This window comes from Fibrobacter sp. UWEL, from assembly GCF_900142535.1.
Lineage (GTDB): Bacteria > Fibrobacterota > Fibrobacteria > Fibrobacterales > Fibrobacteraceae > Fibrobacter.
In genome coordinates, this window is the sequence record NZ_FRBE01000002.1 from 60,911 (window position 1) to 84,506 (window position 23,596).

General features: G+C 49.8%; 22 protein-coding genes. 2 read left to right on the top strand and 20 right to left on the bottom strand.

The window, feature by feature from the left end; all coding sequences use genetic code 11:
• Positions 1 to 9: 9 nt before the first annotated feature.
• The 10 genes from BUB59_RS01740 to BUB59_RS01785 all read right to left on the bottom strand — a co-directional run bounded on the left by BUB59_RS01740 (position 10) and on the right by BUB59_RS01785 (position 10,832).
• The gene (locus tag BUB59_RS01740) at positions 10 to 693 is read right to left on the bottom strand and encodes an ABC transporter ATP-binding protein (protein WP_073225066.1); all 684 of its coding nucleotides are present in this window, start codon (positions 691 to 693) and stop codon (positions 10 to 12) included.
• On the bottom strand, positions 686 to 1,933 hold the full coding sequence (locus BUB59_RS01745) for an ABC transporter permease (protein WP_073225068.1): 1,248 nt from the start codon (positions 1,931 to 1,933) through the stop codon (positions 686 to 688). Before BUB59_RS01745 ends, BUB59_RS01740 begins: the two co-directional genes overlap by 8 nt.
• Positions 1,934 to 2,033: 100 nt before the next feature.
• Positions 2,034 to 3,548 carry a lysine--tRNA ligase gene (gene lysS, locus BUB59_RS01750; RefSeq protein ID WP_073225069.1) on the bottom strand — a complete coding sequence of 505 codons (1,515 nt, stop codon included), beginning with the start codon at positions 3,546 to 3,548 and terminating at the stop codon, positions 2,034 to 2,036.
• 58 nt (positions 3,549 to 3,606) lie between these two features.
• Positions 3,607 to 4,914: an outer membrane protein assembly factor BamD gene (locus BUB59_RS01755; protein WP_143160177.1), complete on the bottom strand. Its 1,308-nt coding sequence runs from the start codon at positions 4,912 to 4,914 to the stop codon at positions 3,607 to 3,609.
• A 1-nt stretch (position 4,915) separates the two neighbouring features.
• On the bottom strand, positions 4,916 to 6,157 hold the full coding sequence (locus BUB59_RS01760; protein ID WP_143160178.1) for a hypothetical protein: 1,242 nt from the start codon (positions 6,155 to 6,157) through the stop codon (positions 4,916 to 4,918).
• A 3-nt stretch (positions 6,158 to 6,160) separates the two neighbouring features.
• Positions 6,161 to 7,528, bottom strand: coding sequence for a hypothetical protein (locus tag BUB59_RS01765; protein ID WP_073225075.1), 1,368 nt, complete (start codon positions 7,526 to 7,528; stop codon positions 6,161 to 6,163).
• 10 nt (positions 7,529 to 7,538) lie between these two features.
• On the bottom strand, positions 7,539 to 7,937 hold the full coding sequence (locus tag BUB59_RS01770) for a hypothetical protein (protein ID WP_143160179.1): 399 nt from the start codon (positions 7,935 to 7,937) through the stop codon (positions 7,539 to 7,541).
• Complete coding sequence (locus BUB59_RS01775; RefSeq protein WP_083540121.1) at positions 7,934 to 8,815, bottom strand: FISUMP domain-containing protein; 882 nt, start codon at positions 8,813 to 8,815, stop codon at positions 7,934 to 7,936. Before BUB59_RS01775 ends, BUB59_RS01770 begins: the two co-directional genes overlap by 4 nt.
• A gap of 141 nt (positions 8,816 to 8,956) precedes the next feature.
• A complete protein-coding gene (locus BUB59_RS01780; RefSeq protein ID WP_073225080.1) occupies positions 8,957 to 9,325 on the bottom strand; it encodes a PAS domain-containing protein in 369 nt (122 codons plus the stop codon).
• Between the two features lie 94 nt (positions 9,326 to 9,419).
• Positions 9,420 to 10,832 (bottom strand): glycine--tRNA ligase, encoded by a 1,413-nt coding sequence (locus BUB59_RS01785; RefSeq protein ID WP_073225082.1) that lies wholly within the window; start codon positions 10,830 to 10,832, stop codon positions 9,420 to 9,422.
• A gap of 226 nt (positions 10,833 to 11,058) precedes the next feature.
• On the opposite strand from BUB59_RS01785, the gene BUB59_RS15735 reads away from it, so the two are divergent.
• Together BUB59_RS15735 and BUB59_RS01795 are read left to right on the top strand one after the other, a co-directional pair.
• Positions 11,059 to 12,024: a peptidoglycan DD-metalloendopeptidase family protein gene (locus BUB59_RS15735; protein ID WP_073225083.1), complete on the top strand. Its 966-nt coding sequence runs from the start codon at positions 11,059 to 11,061 to the stop codon at positions 12,022 to 12,024.
• An 11-nt stretch (positions 12,025 to 12,035) separates the two neighbouring features.
• On the top strand, positions 12,036 to 13,121 hold the full coding sequence (locus BUB59_RS01795; RefSeq protein WP_073225084.1) for a tRNA-dihydrouridine synthase family protein: 1,086 nt from the start codon (positions 12,036 to 12,038) through the stop codon (positions 13,119 to 13,121).
• Between the two features lie 24 nt (positions 13,122 to 13,145).
• Here BUB59_RS01795 and BUB59_RS01800 read toward each other — a convergent pair whose 3' ends face one another.
• From BUB59_RS01800 to BUB59_RS01845, 10 genes are all read right to left on the bottom strand, one after another.
• Positions 13,146 to 14,930 (bottom strand): chloride channel protein, encoded by a 1,785-nt coding sequence (locus BUB59_RS01800; RefSeq protein WP_083540122.1) that lies wholly within the window; start codon positions 14,928 to 14,930, stop codon positions 13,146 to 13,148.
• A 77-nt stretch (positions 14,931 to 15,007) separates the two neighbouring features.
• The gene (locus BUB59_RS01805; RefSeq protein WP_073225086.1) at positions 15,008 to 15,466 is read right to left on the bottom strand and encodes a V-type ATP synthase subunit K; all 459 of its coding nucleotides are present in this window, start codon (positions 15,464 to 15,466) and stop codon (positions 15,008 to 15,010) included.
• Positions 15,467 to 15,496: 30 nt separating this feature from the next.
• A complete protein-coding gene (locus tag BUB59_RS01810; RefSeq protein WP_233488164.1) occupies positions 15,497 to 15,958 on the bottom strand; it encodes a V-type ATP synthase subunit K in 462 nt (153 codons plus the stop codon).
• A 24-nt stretch (positions 15,959 to 15,982) separates the two neighbouring features.
• Positions 15,983 to 17,839: a V-type ATP synthase subunit I gene (locus BUB59_RS01815; protein ID WP_073225087.1), complete on the bottom strand. Its 1,857-nt coding sequence runs from the start codon at positions 17,837 to 17,839 to the stop codon at positions 15,983 to 15,985.
• Positions 17,836 to 18,477 (bottom strand): V-type ATP synthase subunit D, encoded by a 642-nt coding sequence (locus tag BUB59_RS01820; RefSeq protein ID WP_073225089.1) that lies wholly within the window; start codon positions 18,475 to 18,477, stop codon positions 17,836 to 17,838. The genes BUB59_RS01815 and BUB59_RS01820 overlap by 4 nt, the downstream gene beginning before the upstream one ends.
• Positions 18,478 to 18,480: 3 nt before the next feature.
• Positions 18,481 to 19,782, bottom strand: a complete 1,302-nt coding sequence (locus BUB59_RS01825) for a V-type ATP synthase subunit B (protein ID WP_073225090.1) — start codon at positions 19,780 to 19,782, stop codon at positions 18,481 to 18,483.
• On the bottom strand, positions 19,775 to 21,532 hold the full coding sequence (locus BUB59_RS01830) for a V-type ATP synthase subunit A (RefSeq protein WP_073225091.1): 1,758 nt from the start codon (positions 21,530 to 21,532) through the stop codon (positions 19,775 to 19,777). The genes BUB59_RS01825 and BUB59_RS01830 overlap by 8 nt, the downstream gene beginning before the upstream one ends.
• Positions 21,533 to 21,549: 17 nt before the next feature.
• Complete coding sequence (locus BUB59_RS01835; RefSeq protein ID WP_073225092.1) at positions 21,550 to 22,086, bottom strand: DUF2764 family protein; 537 nt, start codon at positions 22,084 to 22,086, stop codon at positions 21,550 to 21,552.
• Between the two features lie 13 nt (positions 22,087 to 22,099).
• Positions 22,100 to 22,702 (bottom strand): ATPase, encoded by a 603-nt coding sequence (locus BUB59_RS01840; RefSeq protein ID WP_073225093.1) that lies wholly within the window; start codon positions 22,700 to 22,702, stop codon positions 22,100 to 22,102.
• Between the two features lie 295 nt (positions 22,703 to 22,997).
• On the bottom strand, positions 22,998 to 23,591 hold the full coding sequence (locus BUB59_RS01845) for a ribonuclease H1 domain-containing protein (RefSeq protein WP_073225094.1): 594 nt from the start codon (positions 23,589 to 23,591) through the stop codon (positions 22,998 to 23,000).
• Between the last annotated feature and the right edge of the window lie 5 nt (positions 23,592 to 23,596).

Consider the following 23,596-nt stretch of genomic DNA (forward strand, 5'->3'; position numbering starts at 1 on the left):
TCGTAAAATCTATTCAATCGACTGGATGACGCCACCGTGCATGACCACTCGACGTTTGGCAAAACTAGCCAGTTTTTCGTCGTGAGTGACAATGAGGAAAGCCTGGTTAAACTTTTCATTCAGTTCCCCGAACAGTTCGTTCAACCTTGCCGAATTTTCTTCGTCCAGGTTACCGCTAGGTTCATCTGCCAAAACCAGGTCCGGCTTATTCATGAGCGCACGGGCAATGGCAATACGCTGACGTTCGCCACCGGAAAGTTCACGAGGCAAGTGCTTCAGGCGTTCCTTCAGGCCAACGGTTTCCAAAAGCATTTCCGCACGTTCGCGACATTCCTTTTCAGAAGTTCCCAGAATTCGACCAGGAACACAGACATTTTCCAACGCCGTAAACTCGCTAAGCAAGTGATGGAACTGGAACACAAAACCCACCTGAACACGATGGTACATATCACGTTCCAGACTGCTGAACTTGGACAAAGGCTTGCCCTTGAAAAGAATTTCACCGGAGGATGGAGTATCCAGCATTCCAACAAGATTCAGGAAGGTGGACTTACCAGAACCGGAGGAACCTGTAAGAGCCACCAGTTCTCCTTCATTCATGGAGAAATTCACACCCTTCAGGATTTCCAGCTTTTCGCCAGTTTCACTAAAGACGCGTCGCAGATCTCGGGTTTCTAACAAGATATTACTCATGACGAATCGCTCCCACAGGATCAAGTCTGCTGGCTTTCCAGGCAGGAAGAATGGTGGCAGCAACGCAAAGAGCAATGCCAATGACAAAAATCAGAACCACGTCAATCAAATGCACAGAAATGGGGAAATAGGGAATCACGTAAACGTCACCCGGCAGCTTGATGAAGTGATAGGCTTCCTGCAACTTGCAAAGAACAAGACCGATCGTTCCACCCACAATGGTTCCGCCCACGCCAATGAAACTTCCCATCAGCATGAACACTCGCATGATGCCAGCCTTGCTAAAGCCCATGCTACGAAGGATACCAATTTCCTTAGTCTTATCGATGACCACCATGATCAGGGAACTGATGATGTTAAATGCAGCCACCAGAATAATCAAGCAGATTACCGCTGCCACAATGAACTTTTCATAGTTCATCCATTTCAAGAGAGTGGAATTCTTTGTCTTCCAGTCAGTAGCATAGTAGGGATAACCTAACCAGGAACCCAAGCTATCCACCACTTCACCAGCAATCCAGTGGTCCGTCAGGCGGAACTGGACACCAGTTACAGCATCGCCAATACCCAGCAGTTTCTGTAATTCAGGAATTCCAATGTACGCCAAATTTCCATCATACTCGTACGTACCCGTCTCAAAGATACCGCTGACAACGCACATGAGCATCTTGGGGCCACCGCCGGCCACAACCGCATCGGGGCTCTGGAACGTCTGAAGAACAAGCTTATCGCCAACAACCACACGAAGTCTGTTTGCAAGACCGGAGCCCAGGATAATGCCCGGACGGAGCTTGCCGCTCAAGTCTTCCAGACTGTCAATGGAGTAGTTACCCCACTTGATGTACTTGTGGATGTCCGTTACCGTCTTGGCAGATTCAGTCTCGATACCGTAAATGACAATGCCGTCGTTTACCTTCTTGGAGCTGATGCCCACCTTATACACCAGGAAAGGAGACGCACCCGTCACACGAGGTTCACGAGCACGGACTTCCTTCATCAGGCTGTCGTAGGGAGCGATTGCTTCCCCATTGTAGGACATAATATCGAAGTGAGCATCCTTGCCAATCATCTGGGCAGTGACTTCTTCTTCGAAACCATTTACAGCAGCAAGAGCCACCACCAGCGCAAAAACGCCGATGGAAACGCCCAGCATACTGAAAACGCCAATAAGAGAAACAAAGAGGCTCTTACGCTGAGCCCCCAAGTATCTCCAGGCAATAAGCCATTCAAGTTTCTTCATACACAGTTACGAGAGACAAGTTACGAGATACGAGATATGAATTATGAATTAGGAGTTAAGAGAAAAACTCAGCTCTGATAATTCATAATTCATCACTGATTTACACTTCGGGCTTCATCAGCGGGAAGAGTTGCACGTCGCGGATGGTTTCCTGATTGGTCAAGAGCATGATCATACGGTCGATACCGAAGCCCACACCACCGGTAGGAGGCAGACCAGATTCGATAGCGTGCAGGAAGTTTTCGTCCATGGGGTGAGTTTCGCCTTCACCACCGCGGCCACGACGGACCTGGTCTTCCAGGAGTTCGCGCTGACGGATGGGGTCATTCAATTCGGTATAGGCGTTGCCCAGTTCCCAGCCGTTTGCGTACGGTTCAAACTGTTCGATGAGGCCTTCCTGGGTACGGTGCTTCTTGCAAAGCGGAGTAGATTCGGTAGGCATGTCGATAATGAAGGTAGGCTGGATCAGCTGTTCTTCAACAGTCAGTTCAAACAATTCCAGAATACCACGACCACGGCTGAATTCGCCATCCAGATGGCCACCCAGTTCATCGATCTTAGCCTGGATCTGTTCGTCGGACAGGTCATCCACCTTGATGCCGCCGAACTTTTCGATAGCACCCTTCATGGTGTAACGGGGCCACGGAGCCTTAAAGTCGATTTCCTTGCCCTGAGTCATGATCTTGGTGGTGCCGTTTGCAGCGATACAGGCGCGTTCGTAGATGTTTTCGAAGTGAACCATCATATCATTGTAGTCTGCATAGGCTTCGTAGAATTCCAGACCGGTGAATTCCGGGCTATGGGTACGGTCCATACCTTCGTTACGGAAGTTCTTGGAGAATTCAAAAACCTTTTCCATACCGCCCACAATGCAGCGCTTCAGGTAAAGTTCCGGAGCAACGCGCATGTAGAGGGTCATGTCGCAAGCGTTATGGTGAGTGGTAAACGGACGAGCGTTTGCACCGCCATAAATGGGCTGCAGAGTCGGGGTTTCCACTTCGATGTAGCCCTTTTCGATGAGGTATTCACGAATGGACTGCATGATCTTGGAACGCTTGATAAATACTTCCTTCACGTCGTCGTTCAGGGCCATGTCCACATAACGCTGACGGTAGCGGGTATCCACGTCGGCAAATTCGTTGAAAACAACCTTGTTGCCGTTTTCATCGATCTTTTCCTTGGCAACGGGCAGGGGGCGCACAGCCTTGGAAAGCATGGTCACCTTCTTCACGCGAACGGAGTATTCGCCACTCTGGGTTTCGAACATGGTGCCGTTTACGCCAATGAAGTCGCCAAGGTCGGTCATCTTTACGATTTCGTAGTTTTCTTCGCCAACTTCGTCGCGGGCGCAAACCACCTGCAAGCGGCCATAACGGTCCTTCAGGTGCATAAAGCACATCTTGCCCTTACGATTGAAACGAACCACACGGCCTGCAAAAGCAACTTCTTCACCGCTAGCGATCAGGGCGTCCTTGTTTTCCTTAAGGACCTTGGAATCGTGAGTGCGGTTGAACTTGTGGGGATAGGCTTCGATACCCATTTCCTTGAACTTTTCGAGCTTATCAAGGCGGGCCTTCACCTGGTCATTCATATCGGGCATATTGACGTTAATCATGTTATCTACCTTATTCTTGTAAAGGGATTAAATTTTGAACGTCAACAAGATAGAAATTTTACCAGGCGATTAAGCCTAACTCCAGAGCAAAGGTGTGGTTAATTGCAGTCGCTTCAATCCCCTTGATGTTATCTGCACGAACCCTATTCCCATCATCGTCATATTTATATGACCTGGACATCGTTTCAGAATCGTCAAAGGTACCGATTTGCATCATGTACTTGAAACGAACATTAAGTCCAAAGGAAATCGCTCCCATGTGGGAAGGTCTTGTGGCAATCAGGTGGGAATCAATATTGACCCCCAGAATATATTGGGGATCGATATACATTTCCATAGTCTCCAAGTCCGTAGATCCGTAGCCAAGGAAGGGGGTAACTTTCAAAAATCTAGAATCAAAAGCTGTATAGCCCAAGGTTACACCAACACTTTCATCCTCATAGGTTCCCCAAATCTGATAATTAAACTTAGGTTTCGTGACCAAGCCAAAAGACCAGAACACCCCAAGGGAAAAACGCTTGATTTGCAGTTCCGCTTCAACATAGAAGCTGGTTCCCATTCGATCCCTCAAGTAGTCCGTAGCCTCTCCACTAAGGAACCCGAGCCACTTACCCGCATAAACCCCAAGTCCACCTGTATAGTACTTGTGTGCCCAGGGGTCCCTAGCAAACAGGCGTTCTTCATCCATCACTCCCTGCACAAAGGGAATCGTCTGATTTTTTAGATACTCCGCATGTTCTGACATCGGGTATTTCCATACAAACTCTTTAGCTCGTTTCAGGAAATCTTCAGCCCTTATAGTATCGCGAACGACTCGATAGAAGAAAATTTTGCTTCCATATTCAATGGTCTGAATACCAATCACATGTTCTGCCGCCAGGAGGACTCCATAAAGGTCCTTATTTTCTTGACTGGCGTCAGACTGTACCGCACGATTGTAAAGGGAATCGCCAATTTCAGGAGTAAACGGTTTAAGGCCACGATAGAGGTATTTGCTTAAGTTATCCTCAACCGTAATGCGATTTTCCTGTTCCGGAGTATAGCTAGAATCCATAACCAAACGGCGGCGATTTGCATACTCGCGGATGGCCTCGTCATAGCGATTGAGTTCGGAGTAAATCAGGTATTCCTCAAAACGATTCAGAGGAGCCCCGTTGGAAACGCCGGCCTGCAGGTATTCAAATGCAGTGGCAGCCCTCTCCATGTCCTTATTTTCAAGAGCTTCTTTCAAGGCTTCGCGGGCACGGGAATAAAGTTCCTTCTTGGAAGGTTGTGAATTAGCCAGAAATGCAGGTTCCTGAGCAGTCTCTTCCGCAAAGAGAAAACTTGCAAGAAACAAAGCCAGGACAATCAATCGTTTCATCATATTACCACCAGTAAATACCTAAACCCACAGAGAACGCATGATTGGTATAATCTCCTGACACAGAATGATACACACCGTTCTCGTCGCGATATTTATCGCTATAGCTGGAGAACTTTGCCATATACTTCAGGCGAAGCTGGACAGAAGCGACGGGTGCTCTCATTCGGCGAGGAGTTGTAGTCCAAATGCGGATATCAAGATTTGATCCCATCAAGAAATGATTATGGGCATCTATTTCCAAGACTTCAATGGTGGTGGCACCAATACCGATAAAGGGTACGACCTTCAGGAATTTCGAATCAAAGACATCAAAACCAGCGGTAAAACCAATGCTGTAACCATCATCTTCATCATAGGACGGAGAATCACTATCAACGTATTTCCGTTCGGCATCAATACCATAAGCAACAAAAGCGCCCAGATTCACTCGCCAGAACTGCATTTCAAATTCCAGCATATAGGTACCCATATCCATCTTGATAAAGTTGGAAGCATCACCAGTAATACCACCCCACCATCTGGAATAATAAGCGCCATATCCGCCAGTATAGAACTTGTGCTTCAAAGGTTCCTTTTGGAAGTCGACATATTCTTGAGCCATGGGAATAAGGCCCTTTTTCAAATACCCCGCATGAACTGAATTAGGATACTTCTGGACGAAATCTTCAGCACGCTTCACAAATTCATCTGCATATGCAGTTTCCCTAACACCGATGGCAACATGATAAGTGCCAGGAACCATATAACCATTCTGTCCAAAAACCAGTTCCGAAAGCAGTAACACGCTAAACAGATCCTTACGTTCTTGATCAATATCCGTGGATGCAATCAAATTATCCAGAGAGTCCACTTGACTTCTCGTGATTTCATCAGCATTTGCGGTCAAGTAATAATTCAATCCGTCTTTTTCTTGAACTCTGGCATGAAGTGCCGGATCGTAAGGATTGTAGTCCATATCCAGGAAAAGCCTGCGCCCCTCAAAATAGGTTTCGAGAGCATCCCCGTAACGATGCATCCCCATATTGGCATAGTATTCCTCGTTTGCCGTCAGCGGGGCGCCATTATCCAAATTGGCCTTCAGGTAATCCAGAGCCTCCCCTGCCCGAGCAGTATCGCCACTTTCCAGAGATTCCTTCAGGACATCGCGGGCTCTACTAAACAATTCCTTCTTGGAAACCTGTCCGCCTTCTGCAAAGACGGATACAGCAAGAAGAACCAATAAATACAAGACAATTCTTTTCATGAATTACCAAAGATAAATGCCTAAACCCAAGGCAAAGAATGCTTCATAGCCTTCGCCCTTTGCAACATTCGTATCAATGTCCATAGAAGAAACACCAAACTTGCCCACCACAGAGAGGCTAGAAAGTTTACTGCTGGAGGCCAGGAAGTAAGCGGTAATAAACTTGAAATCCACATTGACACCAAGAATGCCACGGAATCCTTCTTCATCAAGTCCGGATGATTCGGAATTACCGGCAGGGCTTAAGCTCGTACCGCCCACCACATAGTTATTCTTGTAGCGGTAATTCATATAGGACGTTTCAGCGCCAAAATAAGGGCGAACCTTTAGATAACGGGAATCGTAAACCACCCAGCCCAGGCCCCATCCAAAGGAGGAAATTCCGGAAACCCCAGAATTGACCAGTTCCAGCAAGGCAGTAAAGCGGCCAAACTGGATATAGAATTCCCAGTTCACAGGAACAGGATCCGGTTCATAAATGTCATTACGATAGACATCCTCGTAACCAATCCCGAAACCACCCATGGCCAAATAAAGGTTGAAGCCAAAGCCGCCCGTATAAAGCTTATTCTCGATGACCGTCTCCTTATTTTCACGGCGCTTCAGCATCTTTAAATCCCAGATGCTCATGCGAGAAAGAGGTCCCAGAATGGTATGTTTCATCCAGGGTGCATCAGGATCATCGGGATACTTTTCCACAAAGGCTTCAGTCAGGGCACGGACATCCTGCCCCACCTTTTCATCCATATAGGCAAAGCGCAACATGGAAAGAATTTCCAGCTTGCGACGTTTCACATCGGGAAGCCTGGAGTTGTTGATTTTCGCAACAACCAATTCATAGGGAGCCTTTGTTGTATCCTGAGATTTCCAGAACTTGACCACATGAAGATATAGGGGATCGTCTTTGATGGTATGCACATCGGAATCATATTTGCCGGTATCCAGAAGAGTACGGTAATGATCCACATAGTGGTCCGTCAATTGGTCCAGCATATTCATTTCCGTATAAATAGTTTCCAATTCAAACGGCAAATAGGAAGCAACTCTTCTAGATTCCAAGCCTTTCAGCTGATTCACCAATTCCGCCACTTTCTTGGAATCTTTCTTCTGAACCGCTTCCAGAATCTGATCACGACAGACATAGATGGGTTCCAATTCCGTAGGCGATGTCATCAAGGATTTTTCAAATTCATCCAGAGAATTATTGCTTTCAACCGCCGTAGATTCCGTTGAATCCATCGATTCTGTTGAATCTTCAGAATTCTTTTCAGCGGCAGGCTTATCAAACAGGCTCTGTTCAAAACTGCTGAAGTCCTTTGCAAAAACAAGAGAAGACGTCAAAGCAAGAAGTGCAAATACAATATTCTTCATCTTTACACCCCTACTTTGTGGCCAACAGGTCAGCCGTTAAAACTTGACATTCTTCCATGCGGCTTACATAAATGCCACCCGCATAAAAGCCTCGACTCACAATCTTATTCTCGTACTTTTTCACAAATACAAGATCAGCACCAAGTTCCCTTGCCGCATTTTCAAGGGCAGCCACCGCATCATCTACCTTACAGTCAGAATTCGTATTGGTCTGCATCACCGCCACCAGTTCCGTATTCTCGGGAATAATGGGGAGTTCCGGCCCATAGATAAAACTCACCTTGGTAAGGGAATCCAGCGGAGCACGTTTTTCATCGGAATAACGCACCATGTATTCCGTAGAGGAGCAAGCCGTAATGAAAAAGAAAATTGCAGAAACAACAATCATCAATAAAGCAAATCGTTTCATCGGGCACTCCTTACACAGCGAACAGAATAATATTCACCAGACTGATAGTTCGTGTAATAAGCGTGGTCATCATCACCGGAAACCCACATGATGTAACCATCAACGGTCATAAATGCAGCGGCACTACCAGCTTCACGATACGCGATGTTATCCTTAAAGCCTGTAGGAAGTGCATTAAACCCAATGACATCCTCACCCTTGCGATTCTTGTCACCTACAAAAGTCTTGCTTTTGAGAGCCTTTCCTGCAACCACATAACCACCCACAATATCCCACAAGTCCTTATACTGATCCATATACGGGAGTTTAAAACCCGCTGGGCAAATACTATCCAGGGTAGAACCGGGGCCACCCACCATGTAATACCTAGTATAGAGTCTGCAGTTCTTTGCCCCCAGCAAGTTGACGCAATCATCATAGGTTGTGTTATTGCCGCCATCATAATCCAGATTTTCCGCCATCCATTCCAGGCCACCTACGATAACCGTCTTATAAGTACGGCCATCACGAGAATCCACGAAGGAACTGGTGGAATAATCAATTCTATTCGCAGGAACAGTCTGTCGAGCATCCGGATCATAATAAGGCAAGCCCTCTAATTCCGGAGCGGTGCTAGGCAGAGATCGAATTTCGGTCCAATCCTTGTCAATACAGGCATAGACTAGGGCGTTGCTCACCATATAAAAGAGCTTGCCGTCAAGAGAATCTGTGCACTTTGGCAGATAGGAATCATCCCTAGATACAGACCCCCAGAAACCATCTACAATGTAATCCACATTTTTGTCCGCATATTGCGGACGGGGGTCATAGCCAGCATCTGTGGTGCAAGCTACGAAAATTACGCTTATAAGCGCAAGAATCCAATATAATCCTCGCATAACCTTTTACCTCGCGAGGAAATATAGAATTTGGATAAAAAAAAGTCTAATAAACTAAAAAGTTAATCCTTAAAAACAAGCAAAAAACGTCTGCCGGTAAAGTTTTTTTACAACGTAGTATGTATCAGCTAGTGTTCAAAATTAAAGCTGATAGAACGGAGTTTCATCCTTATCGCGATACTCGTGCTTCTCGTAGTAGCCTATAAGTGTACCGTCTTCGTCGCGGAGGGCGACCATGTAGCCGTCCTTGTTCTGCTTGTCGTTGAAGAAGGTATGAACGCGGTTGTTGCTCGGGCTCTCGGCGAACCAGGCGATAACCTTGCGGATCTTTTCCTGGGAATCCGGATTATGGCAGTCCATAAGGCTACGGCTCACTAGGGCGGCTCCCCCACGCTTGGCATAACGTTCACAAGCGATCGGGTTCATGTACACAATCTTGTGGTCCAAGTCGCAAACAACAATGTTCGCGTTGTCCTGGTCGATGATAGATTTAAACAGTTTGTTGAGCATGTCGTAAATATAAAAAGAAGGCCACCCTTGCGAGTAGCCTTGCTGTAAAGGAAAGGAGTCCAGGGGAAAAACTTAGGTTTTCCCCTGCATCACCTTAGCAACCAAGCTTTGCAGCCAGGTATGCTTCCAGTTCGTCGATCTTAACCAGTTCCTGCTGCATGGAGTCACGTTCACGGACGGTGACGTAGCCCAGCTTTGCCGGATCGGATTCGCCTTCGCCAACGGTGTCGAAGTCGACGGTAACGCAGAACGGAGTACCCAGTTCGTCCTGACGGCGGTAACGCTTACCAATGGACTGAGTTTCATCGTATTCAACGTTCCAGCGCTGGAGCAGCTGTTCGTACAGTTCTTCAGCCTTAGCCTTGACCTGTCCCTTCTTAACCAGCGGGAGCACGGCAACCTTAACCGGAGCAACCTTCGGGTCGAAGTGGAGAACGGTACGTTCATCGTTTTCGAGCTTCTGGACTTCGTAGGCGTCGCAGAGGAGAACGAGGAGCAAGCGTTCCACACCCAGGGACGGTTCAACAACGTACGGAACGTAACGCTTGTTGTTCACCTGGTCGTTGTATTCCTGCTTAACCTTGGATTCGTTCTGGTGAGCAGTCAAGTCGAAGTTGGTACGGCTTGCGATACCCCACAGTTCGCCCCAACCGAACGGGAATTCGTATTCAACGTCGGTGGTACCGTTGGAGTAGTGAGAAAGTTCTTCCTTGGCATGTTCGCGGAGGCGGAGCTTGGATTCGTTCACGCCCAGGTCCTTGATGAGCCAGTTGAAGCAGTACTTGCGCCAGAAGTTGTACCAGTCAAGTTCGGTGCCCGGTTCGCAGAAGAATTCCAGTTCCATCTGTTCGAATTCGCGGGTACGGAAAATGAAGTTACCCGGGGTAATTTCGTTACGGAAGGACTTACCGATCTGACCGACGCCAAACGGAATGCGGGGGCGAACGTTGTCAACGATGTTCTTGAAGTCAACGAAGATACCCTGAGCGGTTTCCGGACGGAGGTAAACCTTGTTACCTTCACCTTCGATAACGCCGATTTCGGTCTGGAACATCAGGTTGAATGCGCGGGGCTTGGTGAACTCGGTCTTGCCGCAGCTCGGGCATTCGATCTTGTTTTCAACCATCAATTCTGCGATCTGGTCGAAGTTCTTGCCGGCGCAGCAGCCGTCACCCAGCTTTTCTTCCAGCAGGTGGTCAGCGCGGAAACGTTCATGGCAAGCCAAGCAGTCAACCAGCGGGTCAGAGAAGTTACCGACGTGGCCGGAAGCCTTCCAAACGCGGGGGTTCAAGAGAATGGAGCTATCAAGACCGAGAACATCCTTACGGGAAGTAACGAACTTCTTCCACCAGAGGTTCTTGATGTTGCGCTTCAGTTCGACACCATACGGACCGTAGTCCCAAGTATTTGCCAAACCATCATAAATTTCGGAACCCGGGAAAATGAAACCGCGGCGCTTGCAGAGGGAGATGATGTCCTTGAGGGCATCCTGTACTTTCTTTGCCATTTTATATATCCTTTTTCGGCCGAACCTGAACTTTGCAGGCATATCCTTTGGCCGGACTAGGAACCTACCTGGATGATAGGCCCTGACGGGGGGCAAATATAGAAAAGAAATACTAGAGCTTGTATTCTTGAGAACGTTTATAGAACACAAATTGATAGGTCAAACAACTAAATAGCTTACAATTATGACATTCAGGTAAAAAAAAGGTATCTTTGCCACCACTACCATGAATTTCAAGACGATCATTACCCTCTGTGCCCTGCCCCTGGCTATTTTCGCCCAGGATGCAAACACAGCGCCCAATGAAGCCGCCCAAAGCGTGGCTGTTACCGAAAGTGAATTTTCTGGCAATCCCGCCATTGACTCCGCCGACGCAGGCAACATCGATGCTCCTGCAAAGGCAATTTCCGAATCAGAGGCATCAGCAGCAGCTGTTGCAGCGGTTGACACCGAAGCCGATAGCACCTCCGAAGCCGATGACGAAAAGGAAATGTCCCAGGAAGAAGCGGACGCCGAACTGGCCGCTGCCATGGAAAGCGATGCCGCCAATGGCAACAGCAAGCTTGCCCTGGACATGAGCAAGGCCGCCATCCCCACCGAAAGCCGACGTATTGCAGGTCCCTATGGACTACGCACCTACCGCATGCACCGCGGTGTTGACCTGGGCTTGTGTCATGGAGAAGACCGCACCATCGTCGCAGCATTTGCAGGCAAGGTGAAGCTGGTTCGTAACCAGGGTCGCCGTAAAGGTTACGGCAAGTATGTGATTATCGATCACGGAAATGGCCTTACTACACTCTACGCCCACTTGGCTAGCTGGAAGGTAAAGGTGGGTGACGAACTCCAGGCTGGCGACACCGTAGGTGTTGGCGGCAACACGGGACGTTCCTTCGGCGCACACCTCCATTTCGAAATGAAGTATAATGGCGTCTATATTGACCCCACTACCGTCTTCAATTTCCAGGAAGGCAATTACGTTTCTGCCATGGCAGAAATCGACCCGGCGCAAATCCAGGCCGTGGAAGACGAATACCAGAAGGAACTTTCCAAGCACCGCTACTACAAGGTACGTCGTGGCGATTGCCTGGGTAAGATCGCCCGCAAGTACGGAACCACCGTAGGCAAGCTGAAACGCCTCAATGGCCTCCGCAGCGACAGCATCCGCCCGGGTCAAGTGCTGAAATGTTCCTAAATTAGCTGGACATGAAGCCAATCTACTTCGCTCCCCTTCAAGGATTTACCGAATGCGCTTACCGCCAAGCGCATTTTTCTTATGTAGGCGGAGTGGACGCGTACTACACCCCCTTCCTTCGGGTGGAAAAAGGTGAAGTCCGCCCCAAGGATTTGCGGAATCTACAGCAGGACCTGGAATTCATCAAAAGCCAACGAACCAATGAATGTCATTGCGAGAATCAGGCATACCAAGCAAGTGATGATGAAACCAGTCACTTTTACAACGTCATTCCGCAGGTCATCTGCCGCGACGCAGCAGAACTCCGCATTCTAATAGACGCTATCCAAAAGCAGAAACAAGATTACGGTTTTGCAGCCGATGAAGTCTTCCCGCAAATAGACATTAATATGGGGTGCCCCTTCCCCATGCAGGCAAAGTCGGGCCGCGGTTCCGGGCTCCTCCCGCGAGTAGACGCCGTAAAGGAAATCTTCCAGGAAATATCAAAACGAGCAACCCCTCGTCATTCTGAACGTAGTGAAGAATCCATTAAATTCAGCGTCAAGATGCGTCTAGGCTACACCTCCCCCGAGGAATGTCTAGCCCTATTGCCTCTCCTGAATGAAGCCCCCCTCGCCCACATCACGATGCACCCGCGGTTAGGCATCCAACAGTATAAGGGCGCTCTGGACTTCGAAGGATTCAAGGCGTTCTACGAGGGTTGCAAACATCCCGTTATATTCAACGGTGACATCTCCAGCACTAAGGACATTCAAGCCATCGCTGACCGCTTCCCGAACCTCAAGGGGATCATGATCGGCCGCGGCCTGCTGGCCAATCCCGCATTGGCAACGCAATATCAAGCTGGTTCAAAAAAAACAGGCAATCCCATCCCGGCGCTCATCAAAATACACAGTTCCCTTCTGGCCGATTACCGCAAGCGTCTCCAGGGCGATTCCCAAATCCTGGATAAGATTCGCCCCTTCTGGACATACGCCACAGAAGCCGCCCAGACCAATCCAGAAATGTCCAACTATCTCCCAAAGCACACTATAAAGAAAATCGCCAAGGCCAGAAACCTCAGCGAATATCTAGACGCAGTTAACGAGCTTGGTTAATCAAAAGAGAGACTGCATCCTAGCTCAACTCGCTTTCTGCTGCACAATCTTGTCGTATGCCTTAAAGATGGCGCCGTGGCTTAAGACGCCTATCACTTCCCCGTTCTTATTCTTAACGCAAAGTTCCTGCAGCGACGTGCGAACGAAAATCCGCAGAGCGGAATGCAAATCCATAGTATCCAGCAGCATGGGGGCCCTTACGGTACAGTCGGAAATCAGCAAGTGCTGAATCAAGTCCGGAGAGCTGATGTAAGCATTCTTCACGATGGACATATCCAGCAAGCCGATGTAAGTTCCCGTATGTTCGTGGCCGAGGGAAAGTCCCGCAGGTGTTCTGGAAGTACCTTCGTAAACGGGATAGACGTAGTCCACTTCAATATCCTTCAGGACGTCGGAAAGGGAATCTTCACCGCGGAGGGTTTTCATTTCGCAATGTTCAATCACATCGCCGACGGTGGTTACCTTCAACACATCCACATCCATGTCGCCACGGTGAGCAGGGGAAGCAAACTTGTTCAGGACCTGGCTCTTGTAAATGCTCCAAGGTCTGGAGAAGGCAATGTGCATCACGGCTGCAATCAAAAGTCCAGGCAGCAAGCTGTAACTTCCGGTCATTTCGCAAACCATGACCACGCCTGCAATGGGAGCCTTGGCAGCTCCAGCAAAGAAAGCGGCCATGCCTACCAAGATAAACATTTCGGGAGAACGAATCACGCCAGGGGCAACCAGTTCGCAAACGCCCGCAAAGGCAGCTCCCAGCACGCCACCGATAAACAGGGACGGTCCGAATACGCCACCGGATCCGCCGGAACCCACCGTCAATCCTGTTGCCACAATCTTTGCCAGCACAATGGCAAGCAGCAGTAAAACACCCCAGATGGTATGAGGCATCATGGCACCCATCACTTCGCCGATGAATTCAAAACCACCACCAGCCACTTCGGGGTAAGCCAGCACCAGCACAGAAATCATCAGGCCGCCAATAGCAGGCTTAATCCAGTTGGGAACTTGCCAGCGGGCAAATCGATTCTCGGATTCGCTATAGCAGCGCACATACAAGTAAGAGAAGGGGAAGCACAATATGCCAAGAACAGCACAGCATCCCAATTCCACCGCATTGGCAAAGGGGAACACCGGGACGCCCGCAATAGCAGGTTCCGTCCCCACAAAGGCAATATAGACAGTAAAGGCAACGACGGAAGAAACGATCGAAGTCGCAAATGCATTGGATTCAAAATCTTCGCGGTAAAGGACTTCCACAGAAGTCAACGCACCTGCCAGAGGAGCCTTGAAGATAGAGCCCAGGCCAGCGGCAGTACCTGCCAAAGTAAACTGGCGACGCAAACTCTGGGGCATTTTGAAGCCATGACAGAGGGTGGATGCCACTCCGGAACCAATCTGGGAAATGGGGCCTTCGTAACCAGCACTACCGCCAGTAGCCAGCGTGATAATACTGGTCAAGAATTTTACGGGAGCGACACGTTTACGAATCTTTCCACCTTCATGATGGAAGGACTTGATCATGTTATCCGTGCCCTGTCCCGCAGTTTCGGGAGCCTTGGCGATGACATAAATGATGACACCCACAATTAAGCCGCCAATGGCAGGCATAATGGCGAAAGTCCACCAGGGAAGAGCGTTTTCCCCTGTCCAGGGCATTTTCACCAAGGATGTTGCCAGTCCCAAACCAAAATGGAAGGCAACCGCCACAAGACCCGTCACAAAACCGATTACAGCCGCAAGGAAGATCTTCGGCATATAGCCGTTGACCACCAGGAATCTGTTAAACCGCTTAATAAATTGTGACATCGCGGCGCACAAGATAGAAAAAAAGAACCCCACGCATATTCTGCGCGAGGTTCTTCAATTGCGATTTACGCGAAGGGCTACGACACTAACATCATCGAGAACACCATGATGAACAAGGCAACGGTTTCACCCACGCCAAGCACCATCAGGCTGTTCACTAGACCCTTGCCGGTTTCGCCCAAACCGTTACAGGCATTAGATGCTGCCTTGCCCACATACCATCCGGAGAACATAATGCCCAGTCCACCGAAGATGCCCACACCCAGGCAAGCAGCCCAGTTGTGGAAATCAGGCTTGTTGCATGCATTCAAGATGGTATTCATCAGGAGCATGCCATAAATCGTCTGCGCAATAGGTGCGCCCACGAACACAAGCAAGGTGAACATAGCGTTCTTCCCCTTAAGGTAGGCTTTCTTCCACGATCCGATCGCCGCCATGCCGGCAGTACTGCAACCCATTGCAGAGCCGACTGCGGAAAGACCGAGAGCCGCGGCGGCGCCCATCTTGCCGAGAGTCACTATTGTTTCTTGATCCATTCTTTACCTCAAAGGTTACGAATCAATCAATTAAGCGAAGGTCTGGGTTGCGAACACCATGACGAACAGGGCAACAGTTTCGACCACACCGAGAACCATCAGGTAGTTCACCATGCCCTTGCCGGTTTCGCCCAAAGCGTCACAAGCAACAGCACCAGCCTTTCCCTGGAACCATGCGGAAGCCATCATGCCGAGGCCGCCGAAGATACCGGCACCGAGGCAAGCAGCCCAGTTGTTGAAGTTTTCAGCATTTGCTGCACCCAGGATGAAGTTCATCAGGAGCATGCCGTAAATGGTCTGGGAAATGGGAGCACCCACAAACACAAGGAGAGTGAAGAGAGCACTCTTGCCCTGAGCGTAAGCCTTCTTCCAGACGGTGATTGCAGACATACCAGCGGTACCGCAACCAAGGGCAGAACCGAGAGCACCGAGGCCGAGAGCTGCTGCTGCACCCATCTTGCCGAGAGTAACCATGGTTTCGTGATCTAACATATTTTTATCCTCTACTTGTTGTTATTAAACGTTTTTCCGTTTCTTGAACGGGTTAAAGCCAAAACCGCTCCACTGCAGGTCAAGGCCGTTAGAAAATTCAAGGGTGTTCAAACGCACTGCGTGAACCGCCACACCCATGACGGCAAGTGCAATGTTCAGGGCATGAACAAAGAGTAGCACAACGGCTGCACCAAGGAGACCGCCTACAGAACCGAACATGGGCGAAAGCATTTCGCTGAAGGATTCTGCAATGGCAGCACCGGAAAGGCCCACTGCGAACAGACGGATGTAGCTAATCACATCCACGAAGTTGTTCACGATGTTCAAGGCGAGCATAGGAATAGAAATCCATTCTTCCTTGAGCTTGGAAGGAGGCACAGAGAACAGCACCAGAAGCACTACACCAGCGATGAGCACATAGATCATCGGAGCGGAAGTAGGACCGCTGAAGAAGTTTCTGAACACTTCCGGGACCTTGTCGCCCAGCACCATGTTTCCTGCCAGGAAGAACATGTACCAGGTGGAGAACAGCCAGCCAACCTGAGCCAGAGCTGTAGTACTCTTACGCTGGATCTGGACAATCACATTCCAAACGTGTGCAATAGTCAGATGGACCACTGCAATGCAGAAACAGAAGAACTGCATGTTGGAAGACTGACGGATCCAATGCATGGCATTCTTCAGACCCTCGGGGCAGAAGGATGCATTCGCCAAATCAAGATTTGCAACCCAGGGAGCAATTTCCGGAGTCAAACCAAGATAGCTTGCATTCATGATGCCCCAAACGATGGTCGCACCACTCATAAGGTACATAAAGCTAAAGCCTGCACTCTTGGATTTCGGAGCCTTCTTGCGGGCAACGATAGTGAGTGCCAGGAACAGAGCTCCGTAGAAGGCATCACCAACGATGATGGCAAAGAACAGGCTGAAGAAAGCCAGGAACACTGCGGAAACGTCGATTTCCTTGTAGCCCGGAACGATACCGATAATATCGTACAGGAACTGCATGGGTTTCGCAATGGGCTTGTGGGTCAAAAGCGTGGGAACCATGTCGTCGTCGGAAGGATCTTCTTCACGGACGCCCCAGCCGTTTGCCTTTGCTGCTTCCTGAATTTCGTTCATGCGAGTAGCAGGAGCGAAACCCTGGATCATGGCGATGCTTGCACCTGCAAGCATACCGCTTGCAGCTTCCTGAAGATCATATTCTTCGTCGGCGTCAGCCAGTTCAGAATCGATTTCGGAACGCTTGGCAGCAAGACCTTCCAGAGTCTGGTCAGCCTTTGCAAGTTCAGCACTTGCGGCTTCCAGCTTCTGGCGCATTTCAGCCAGAGACATAGACGGCAGAGGAAGTTCCACAGCATCCTTGACGGCTGCAGGTTCTTCACCCTTGCTAATGACTGCATAAAGATTGCCAGTAAGGTTCTGGCCAAACGGCAGCACGACGGCGCCATCGGCAGCAGAAATAGTCTTGCTGGGATCAACTTCATAGAGTTTTACGAAAACACCGCTCTCTTCCAGAGACTTCACGGTCTCGGGATCCAGATTGCCGAAGTTGTTCAGGCGGTTCAAATCATTGTGGAGCTTAGAGATTTCGTCAGTAGCGTCCTTCTTGACCTGCACCATCTGGTGGACTGCTTCAACAGCAGGCATTTCAGCAACAGATGCGTCCAGAGCGACAGCATCCTTCCCTGCCTTGGCAGGAATTGCTTCAAGAGCCTTACGGATTCGGGTGACCTTGGACTTGGCAGCATTCAGCTTCACGCCCGTGGGGTTAACCAGCGGAGTGACATGAAGGATGCCCATTTCGCGGAGCTTTTCGAGAGAAGCTTCACGATCCTTGTCCAGGCAGAGAATGGTTACTTTCTTCATAGGAGTAATCATGCGGCTACCCCCTTATTCTGAGCGGCTGCGGCATCCTGTGCTGCGGCACGAGCGGTAGACTTGCCCTTGGCAAGCTTAGAACGTGCAACACCAGAAGTCTGCTGGTCACCCAGGAAGATGTTAATCTTACGGATGTTATCCTTGGCTTCGGGAATCTTGACCTTTTCGAAAAGATTCACACGCTGGCTGGTGGTACGGAGTTCCATGGAAAGCAATTCGTACTGCTTTTCGAGAACGCGGCGTTCCAGGCGCAGGGAGATAAGGCCCTGCAGACTACGGATACCGTCGTCCAGCCAAACCGGCGTAGTAAAGAAGTCAGGGATGGTCACATTAAAGTCTACCCCATCGAATGTAGGAATGCGGACACCGGCGATGTTTCCTTCGCCCTGGCGCACTTCCTTCACCGACAGGTACTTAGACCAATCGATAGGTTCGGCATACAGCGAAATCCAGGAGGACATGCTCTTACGGAGTTTGTCTTCCTCCTCTCGCTTTGCCATCACCCTCTCCTGGAGCGTACGCATTTCCATCTGCAGCTGTTGCTTTTTCAGCAAGAGCGTCGGCAGATAGCGCTGGAAGCGCTTCAATGCGTCGCGTTCCGCCTTGAGGGCGTTTTTGGTTAACTTGACTTTAGCCATGAATTACCCCTTCTTGGGCCAATACTGACTAATCATCTTGGAAGGAATACCGGTTTCTTCGGGTTCGAAGCAATCAGCAAGGATTGTCCAGCCCAGATCCAGAGCCTGTTCCAGAGGAATGTTCACAGACAGGTCCATCATTTCCTTTTCGAAACGAGTACCGTACTTCAACAGCTTCTGGTCCCAAGTACTCATGTTGAAGCCCATAGACTGCTTTTCAAGAGTTTCCTTGAAGGAAGCATAGAGCTGGATCATGGTATTCATGATGGTACGATGGTCGCTACGGGTCTTACCGTTCACCTGCTGCTTCAAACGAGACAGAGAACCGAACGGTTCGATACGGCCCTTACGGAGATAGAACTGACCTTCGGTAATGTAACCGGTGTTATCCGGAACCGGATGGGTCACGTCATCGCCCGGCATGGTGGTAACAGCGAGGATGGTAATAGAACCTGCGTCGGTGAAGTCCACAGCCTTTTCGTAACGGCTAGCGAGAGAAGAGTAAAGATCGCCAGGATAACCACGGTTAGACGGAATCTGTTCCATGGTAATTGCAATTTCCTTCATGGCGTCAGCAAAGTTGGTCATGTCGGTGAGGAGCACCAGCACGTTCTTGCCTTCGGTTGCGAACTTTTCGGCAACAGCAAGAGAAGCATCCGGAACCAGCAAGCATTCCACAATGGGGTCAGATGCAGTGTGCATGAACATCACGGTACGGCTAAGAGCACCGTTCTTTTCCAGGTAATCCTTCAGGTACAGATAGTCATCGTGCTTCAGGCCCATACCGCCAAGAACGATCACGTCCACTTCTGCCTGCAGAGCAATACGGGCAAGCAGTTCGTTGTACGGTTCACCAGCGATAGAGAAGATCGGAAGCTTCTGGGACACCACGAGAGTGTTGAACACGTCAATCATGGGGATACCGGTACGCACCATGGTCTTGGGAATCACGCGCTTTGCCGGGTTCACAGAAGGACCACCAATGGTAATGCGTTCGCCGTCTACTTCGGGACCGTTGTCACGGGGCATGCCAGCACCGTTAAATACGCGGCCAAGGAGAGCTTCGGAATAAGGAACCTTCATAGGTTCGCCAAGGAAGCGAACTTCAGAGTCGGTAGAAACGCCACGGGCACCTGCGAAAACCTGCAGGTCAACCATGTCACCGTCAATACGGATCACACGGGCGAGAGAAGTACCGAAAGAGCTAGTAACCTGAGCCAGTTCCTGGTTAGCAACGCCTTCTGCTCTCAGGGAGATCACAGAACCAGCGATGCGTTCAATACGATGGTAAGCAACATTATGCATTGACAGTTACCTCCTTCACGGAAGCAGTAATATTGGATTCGATGTCCTTGAATTCTGCAGAATCCATTGCCACACGGTTCCAGTCCTTAGTAGCCTGAGTCAGCTTCAGGAAGAAGGTACGTGCAATGTCCTTTTCTGCGAAAGTCATAGGAGTCTTCAAAATAGAGTAGACCTTGTCGAACACATACTTCTGACGGTCGCCGGTGCAGGCAGCGTCAATTTCGTGGTATGCGTCCTGCTGCAGGTAGACTGCATCAAGGTATTCAGACTTAAGATAGGTAATGAAGTCATCGATGGAGGTACCTTCTTCGCCCACCACCTTCATCATGTTGTTGACGTCAACGCCAGCAGCAAGAATCTTGCGAGCATCGGCAACCTTCTTCACATCGATAATGCCTTCGTACTTGGACCAGGAATCCAGCGGGTGGATTGCCGGGAAGCGGCGCTGGTCGGAACGTTCACGGGAAAGGCCGAGGAATGCGCCCACCACCTTCAAGGTAGCCTGGGTCACCGGTTCTTCGAAGTTACCACCTGCAGGAGAAACGGAACCGCCGATGGTCACAGAACCAGTGGAACCATCCTTCAGGCGAACAACGCCACCGCGTTCGTAGAAGGCAGCAATCACAGATTCCAAGTAAGCCGGGAAGGCTTCTTCACCCGGAATTTCTTCCAGACGGCCAGACATTTCACGAAGAGCCTGTGCCCAACGAGAAGTAGAGTCAGCAAGCAGCAACACGTTCAGACCCATCTGGCGATAGTATTCAGCCAGGGTCACGCCAGTGTAAACGGAAGCTTCACGAGCAGCCACCGGCATGGAAGAAGTGTTACAAATAATCAAAGTACGTTCCATGAGGGACTTACCGGTACGGGGGTCAATCAACTCAGGGAATTCGCGAAGGGTTTCCACCACTTCACCAGCACGTTCACCGCAAGCGGCCAGGATCACGATGTCCACGTCAGCATAACGGCTCATGAGCTGCTGCAGCACAGTCTTACCAGCACCGAAGGGGCCCGGAGTACAGAAGGTACCACCCTGCATCACAGGGAAGAAGGTATCCACAATGCGCTGCTGCATGGTCAAAGGCTTGGTGGGGCGAAGACGTTCTTCGAAAGCCTTGATAGGCATCTTCACCGGCCAGGTCTGGACCATCTTGATTTCAATCTTTTCGCCCTTTTCGTTCTTCACGACGGCAACAACGTCTTCCACGACGTGTTCGCCAGCGGCAACGACGGATTCTACGGTCACCTTGCCGAGAACCTTGAAGGGAACCATGATGCGGTGAGTGAACACGCCTTCGGGTACGGTACCGATGGTGTCACCAGCAACCAGCACATCACCCGGCTTAGCAACCGGAGTGAAAGCCCACTTGCGGTCACGGGGCAGAGCCGGCAGGTACTTACCGCGCTGCAGGAAGAAGCCGCACTGTTCGGCAAGTTCAGGCAGGGGGTTCTGCAGACCATCGAACACCTGAGTCAGAAGACCAGGTCCCAGTTCCACAGAAAGCAGTTCGCCAGTGAATTCGACTTCGTCGCCAGCCTTAAGGCCGGTGGTATCTTCGAACACCTGAAGTTCTGCATAATCGCCACGGATACGAATCACTTCGCTCTTCAGCGGGATAATTTCGGACTTGCCATCCTTAGTCTTGGAGGGCAACTTGGCGTAAGCCACTTCGTTCTGAGACACGGCGCTTTCGAACTTGACGCGAATCAAGTTACCGTTGACGCCGATGATTTTTCCGATACTAGCCATTGAAAATGGACCTCCGGTCATTCCTGAACAAAGTCAGGATCGTTTGCATTAATAACGTTGAGAACAGCTGCGTCGCCGGCCTTTTCGGAAAGGCGGGCCCAACGCGCACAAATTTGGAGCTTGATTGCGTATGCGTATACGTGCTTGACGGTTTCCTCCCCCACACCTGCGAGGCAGTCCACCAGCCAGAAACGAGCCTTGTCCAGATCCTGCTCTTTTTCCATAGGATTGGACTTGGCAAACGCATCCTGAACCATCTTGGCGAAGTAGACGTCGTAACCGGCAAAGCTACGTTCGCTGAAACGAACATCGGGGCCCCATGCCTGAGCGCGGAGCCTGCCGGAAACGTTCTTCATCTGGATTTCGTGAGCCTGGTAGGCCTGCACGAACTCATCGTCAGAAGGTTCATCGTTAATCAAGGCGTTCAGAGCTTCGATTTCAGCCTGGTCCAGGGCGCCTTCACAACGGCTACGGAAATCATCCATAGTCAGGGGCGGCACGTCACCCAGGTTGATCATCGGCAATGAAGCCATTAAATAAGAAGGAGAACTCATTGATTCGCCTTAATTACTTAGCCTGTGCTGCAGCGTTAACAACCTTGGCCAGCTGCGGGCGGAGCAATGCAGAAAGAGCGTCTGCCATTGCCTTTTCGGTAAATTCGTGGGTGACCTTGCCACCGTCCAGCTTGACGCGGAAGCCATACTTGACCCCCTTGTCGCTAGAAACTTCTACACCGTTGGAAAGCTGCTTTGCAAATTCGCCAGTGACGAAAGAGGCAAGCTTCTTGGCATCGTCTTCGCTGAAGTCTACTTCAACGTGGGCGGTGTAGCCCTTAGCCAAAGAAAGGAGCATTTCCTTGATGGTAGATTCGTCCAGGGACTTTTCCACCTGGAGGGAGAGCAGGTTAAGAATCATATCCTGAAGATTCTTGCCTACAGAGAGAAGAAGATCGCGTGCGGACTGTTCCAAAGTGCGTTCGCTACGTTCGGTAAATGCTTCTGCGTCCTTATCGGCCTTAGCAAGCTTTGCCTGAGCTTCAGCTTCGGCTGCCTTCACAATTTCGGCTGCCTTTTCCTTAGCCTTGGCAATAATTGCCGCTGCATCGTTTTCGGCCTTGTCAACTGCATCTTTCTGGATGCGTTCCATAAGGTATTGCAAATCTTCTGCCATATTATATCTCCAAATAAATCATTATCCCGATAAAAGCTCTTTCCATACGATTTCACACGGAAAAACGTCCGAAAGTAGCCTTTCAGAAAAAAGTTCGGTAAGAATATACAAGTAATTTTTGTAAAAAGGCGAGTTTTTCTTTAAAAAAAACAAAAAATCGGGATGAAAACCCCGATTTTACCGATGAAATGTAAAGTCCTTAAGCTCTTTTTTACAAAGACTGGATAAAGTAAAGAAATCTTTTCAAATTCTTATAATTATATGTTATTGAAATCCAAGGAAAAGATGATAAATCCTACTTTTTCATCCGATCCTTGCTCTTGGCAATGGCTTCCTTGGCCAATTTATCCACCAATTCGTTCCACTTGACCCCCGTATGGGCGGCAACTTTCTCGAACTTTACTCGATGAAGGAAAGGCTGGGCCGCAGAAACGTATCGTTTGGCAATATTGCTCTTGGCCTGCCACTCTCCCTTCGCCCAGCGGGCGATGCCTTCGTAGTCATGACAAATGACTCCATTCTTATCATTGGCGTCCAGCCACTTCATGGCCTGGTAGGAAGCCATAACCTCGCCATCAATGTTGCGGCTTTCGGCTTCAAAGGCAGTAATTCCAGACCCGCGGGCAATTTCTTCGTCATTTTCTGTCACGACAAAGCCCCAGCCGGAATAGGGAAAGCCAGGAGAAAAGGATCCGTCAACGAACACGCGGATTCCACCGGGAGCAGGGGCTGCCATGCCGGAAATCCAGGCTTCGGCTTCGGCCTTGGTGCCAAAGGACTTAAAAAGCACGCCTTTCACGCCGTGAGTGAGTTTCTGGCACTCATCCCAGGTGGTTACGATCTTGCTTTCCGTAGGAGTCTTAATTGCGTAGAACTTTGATTTAGCCATAAGAC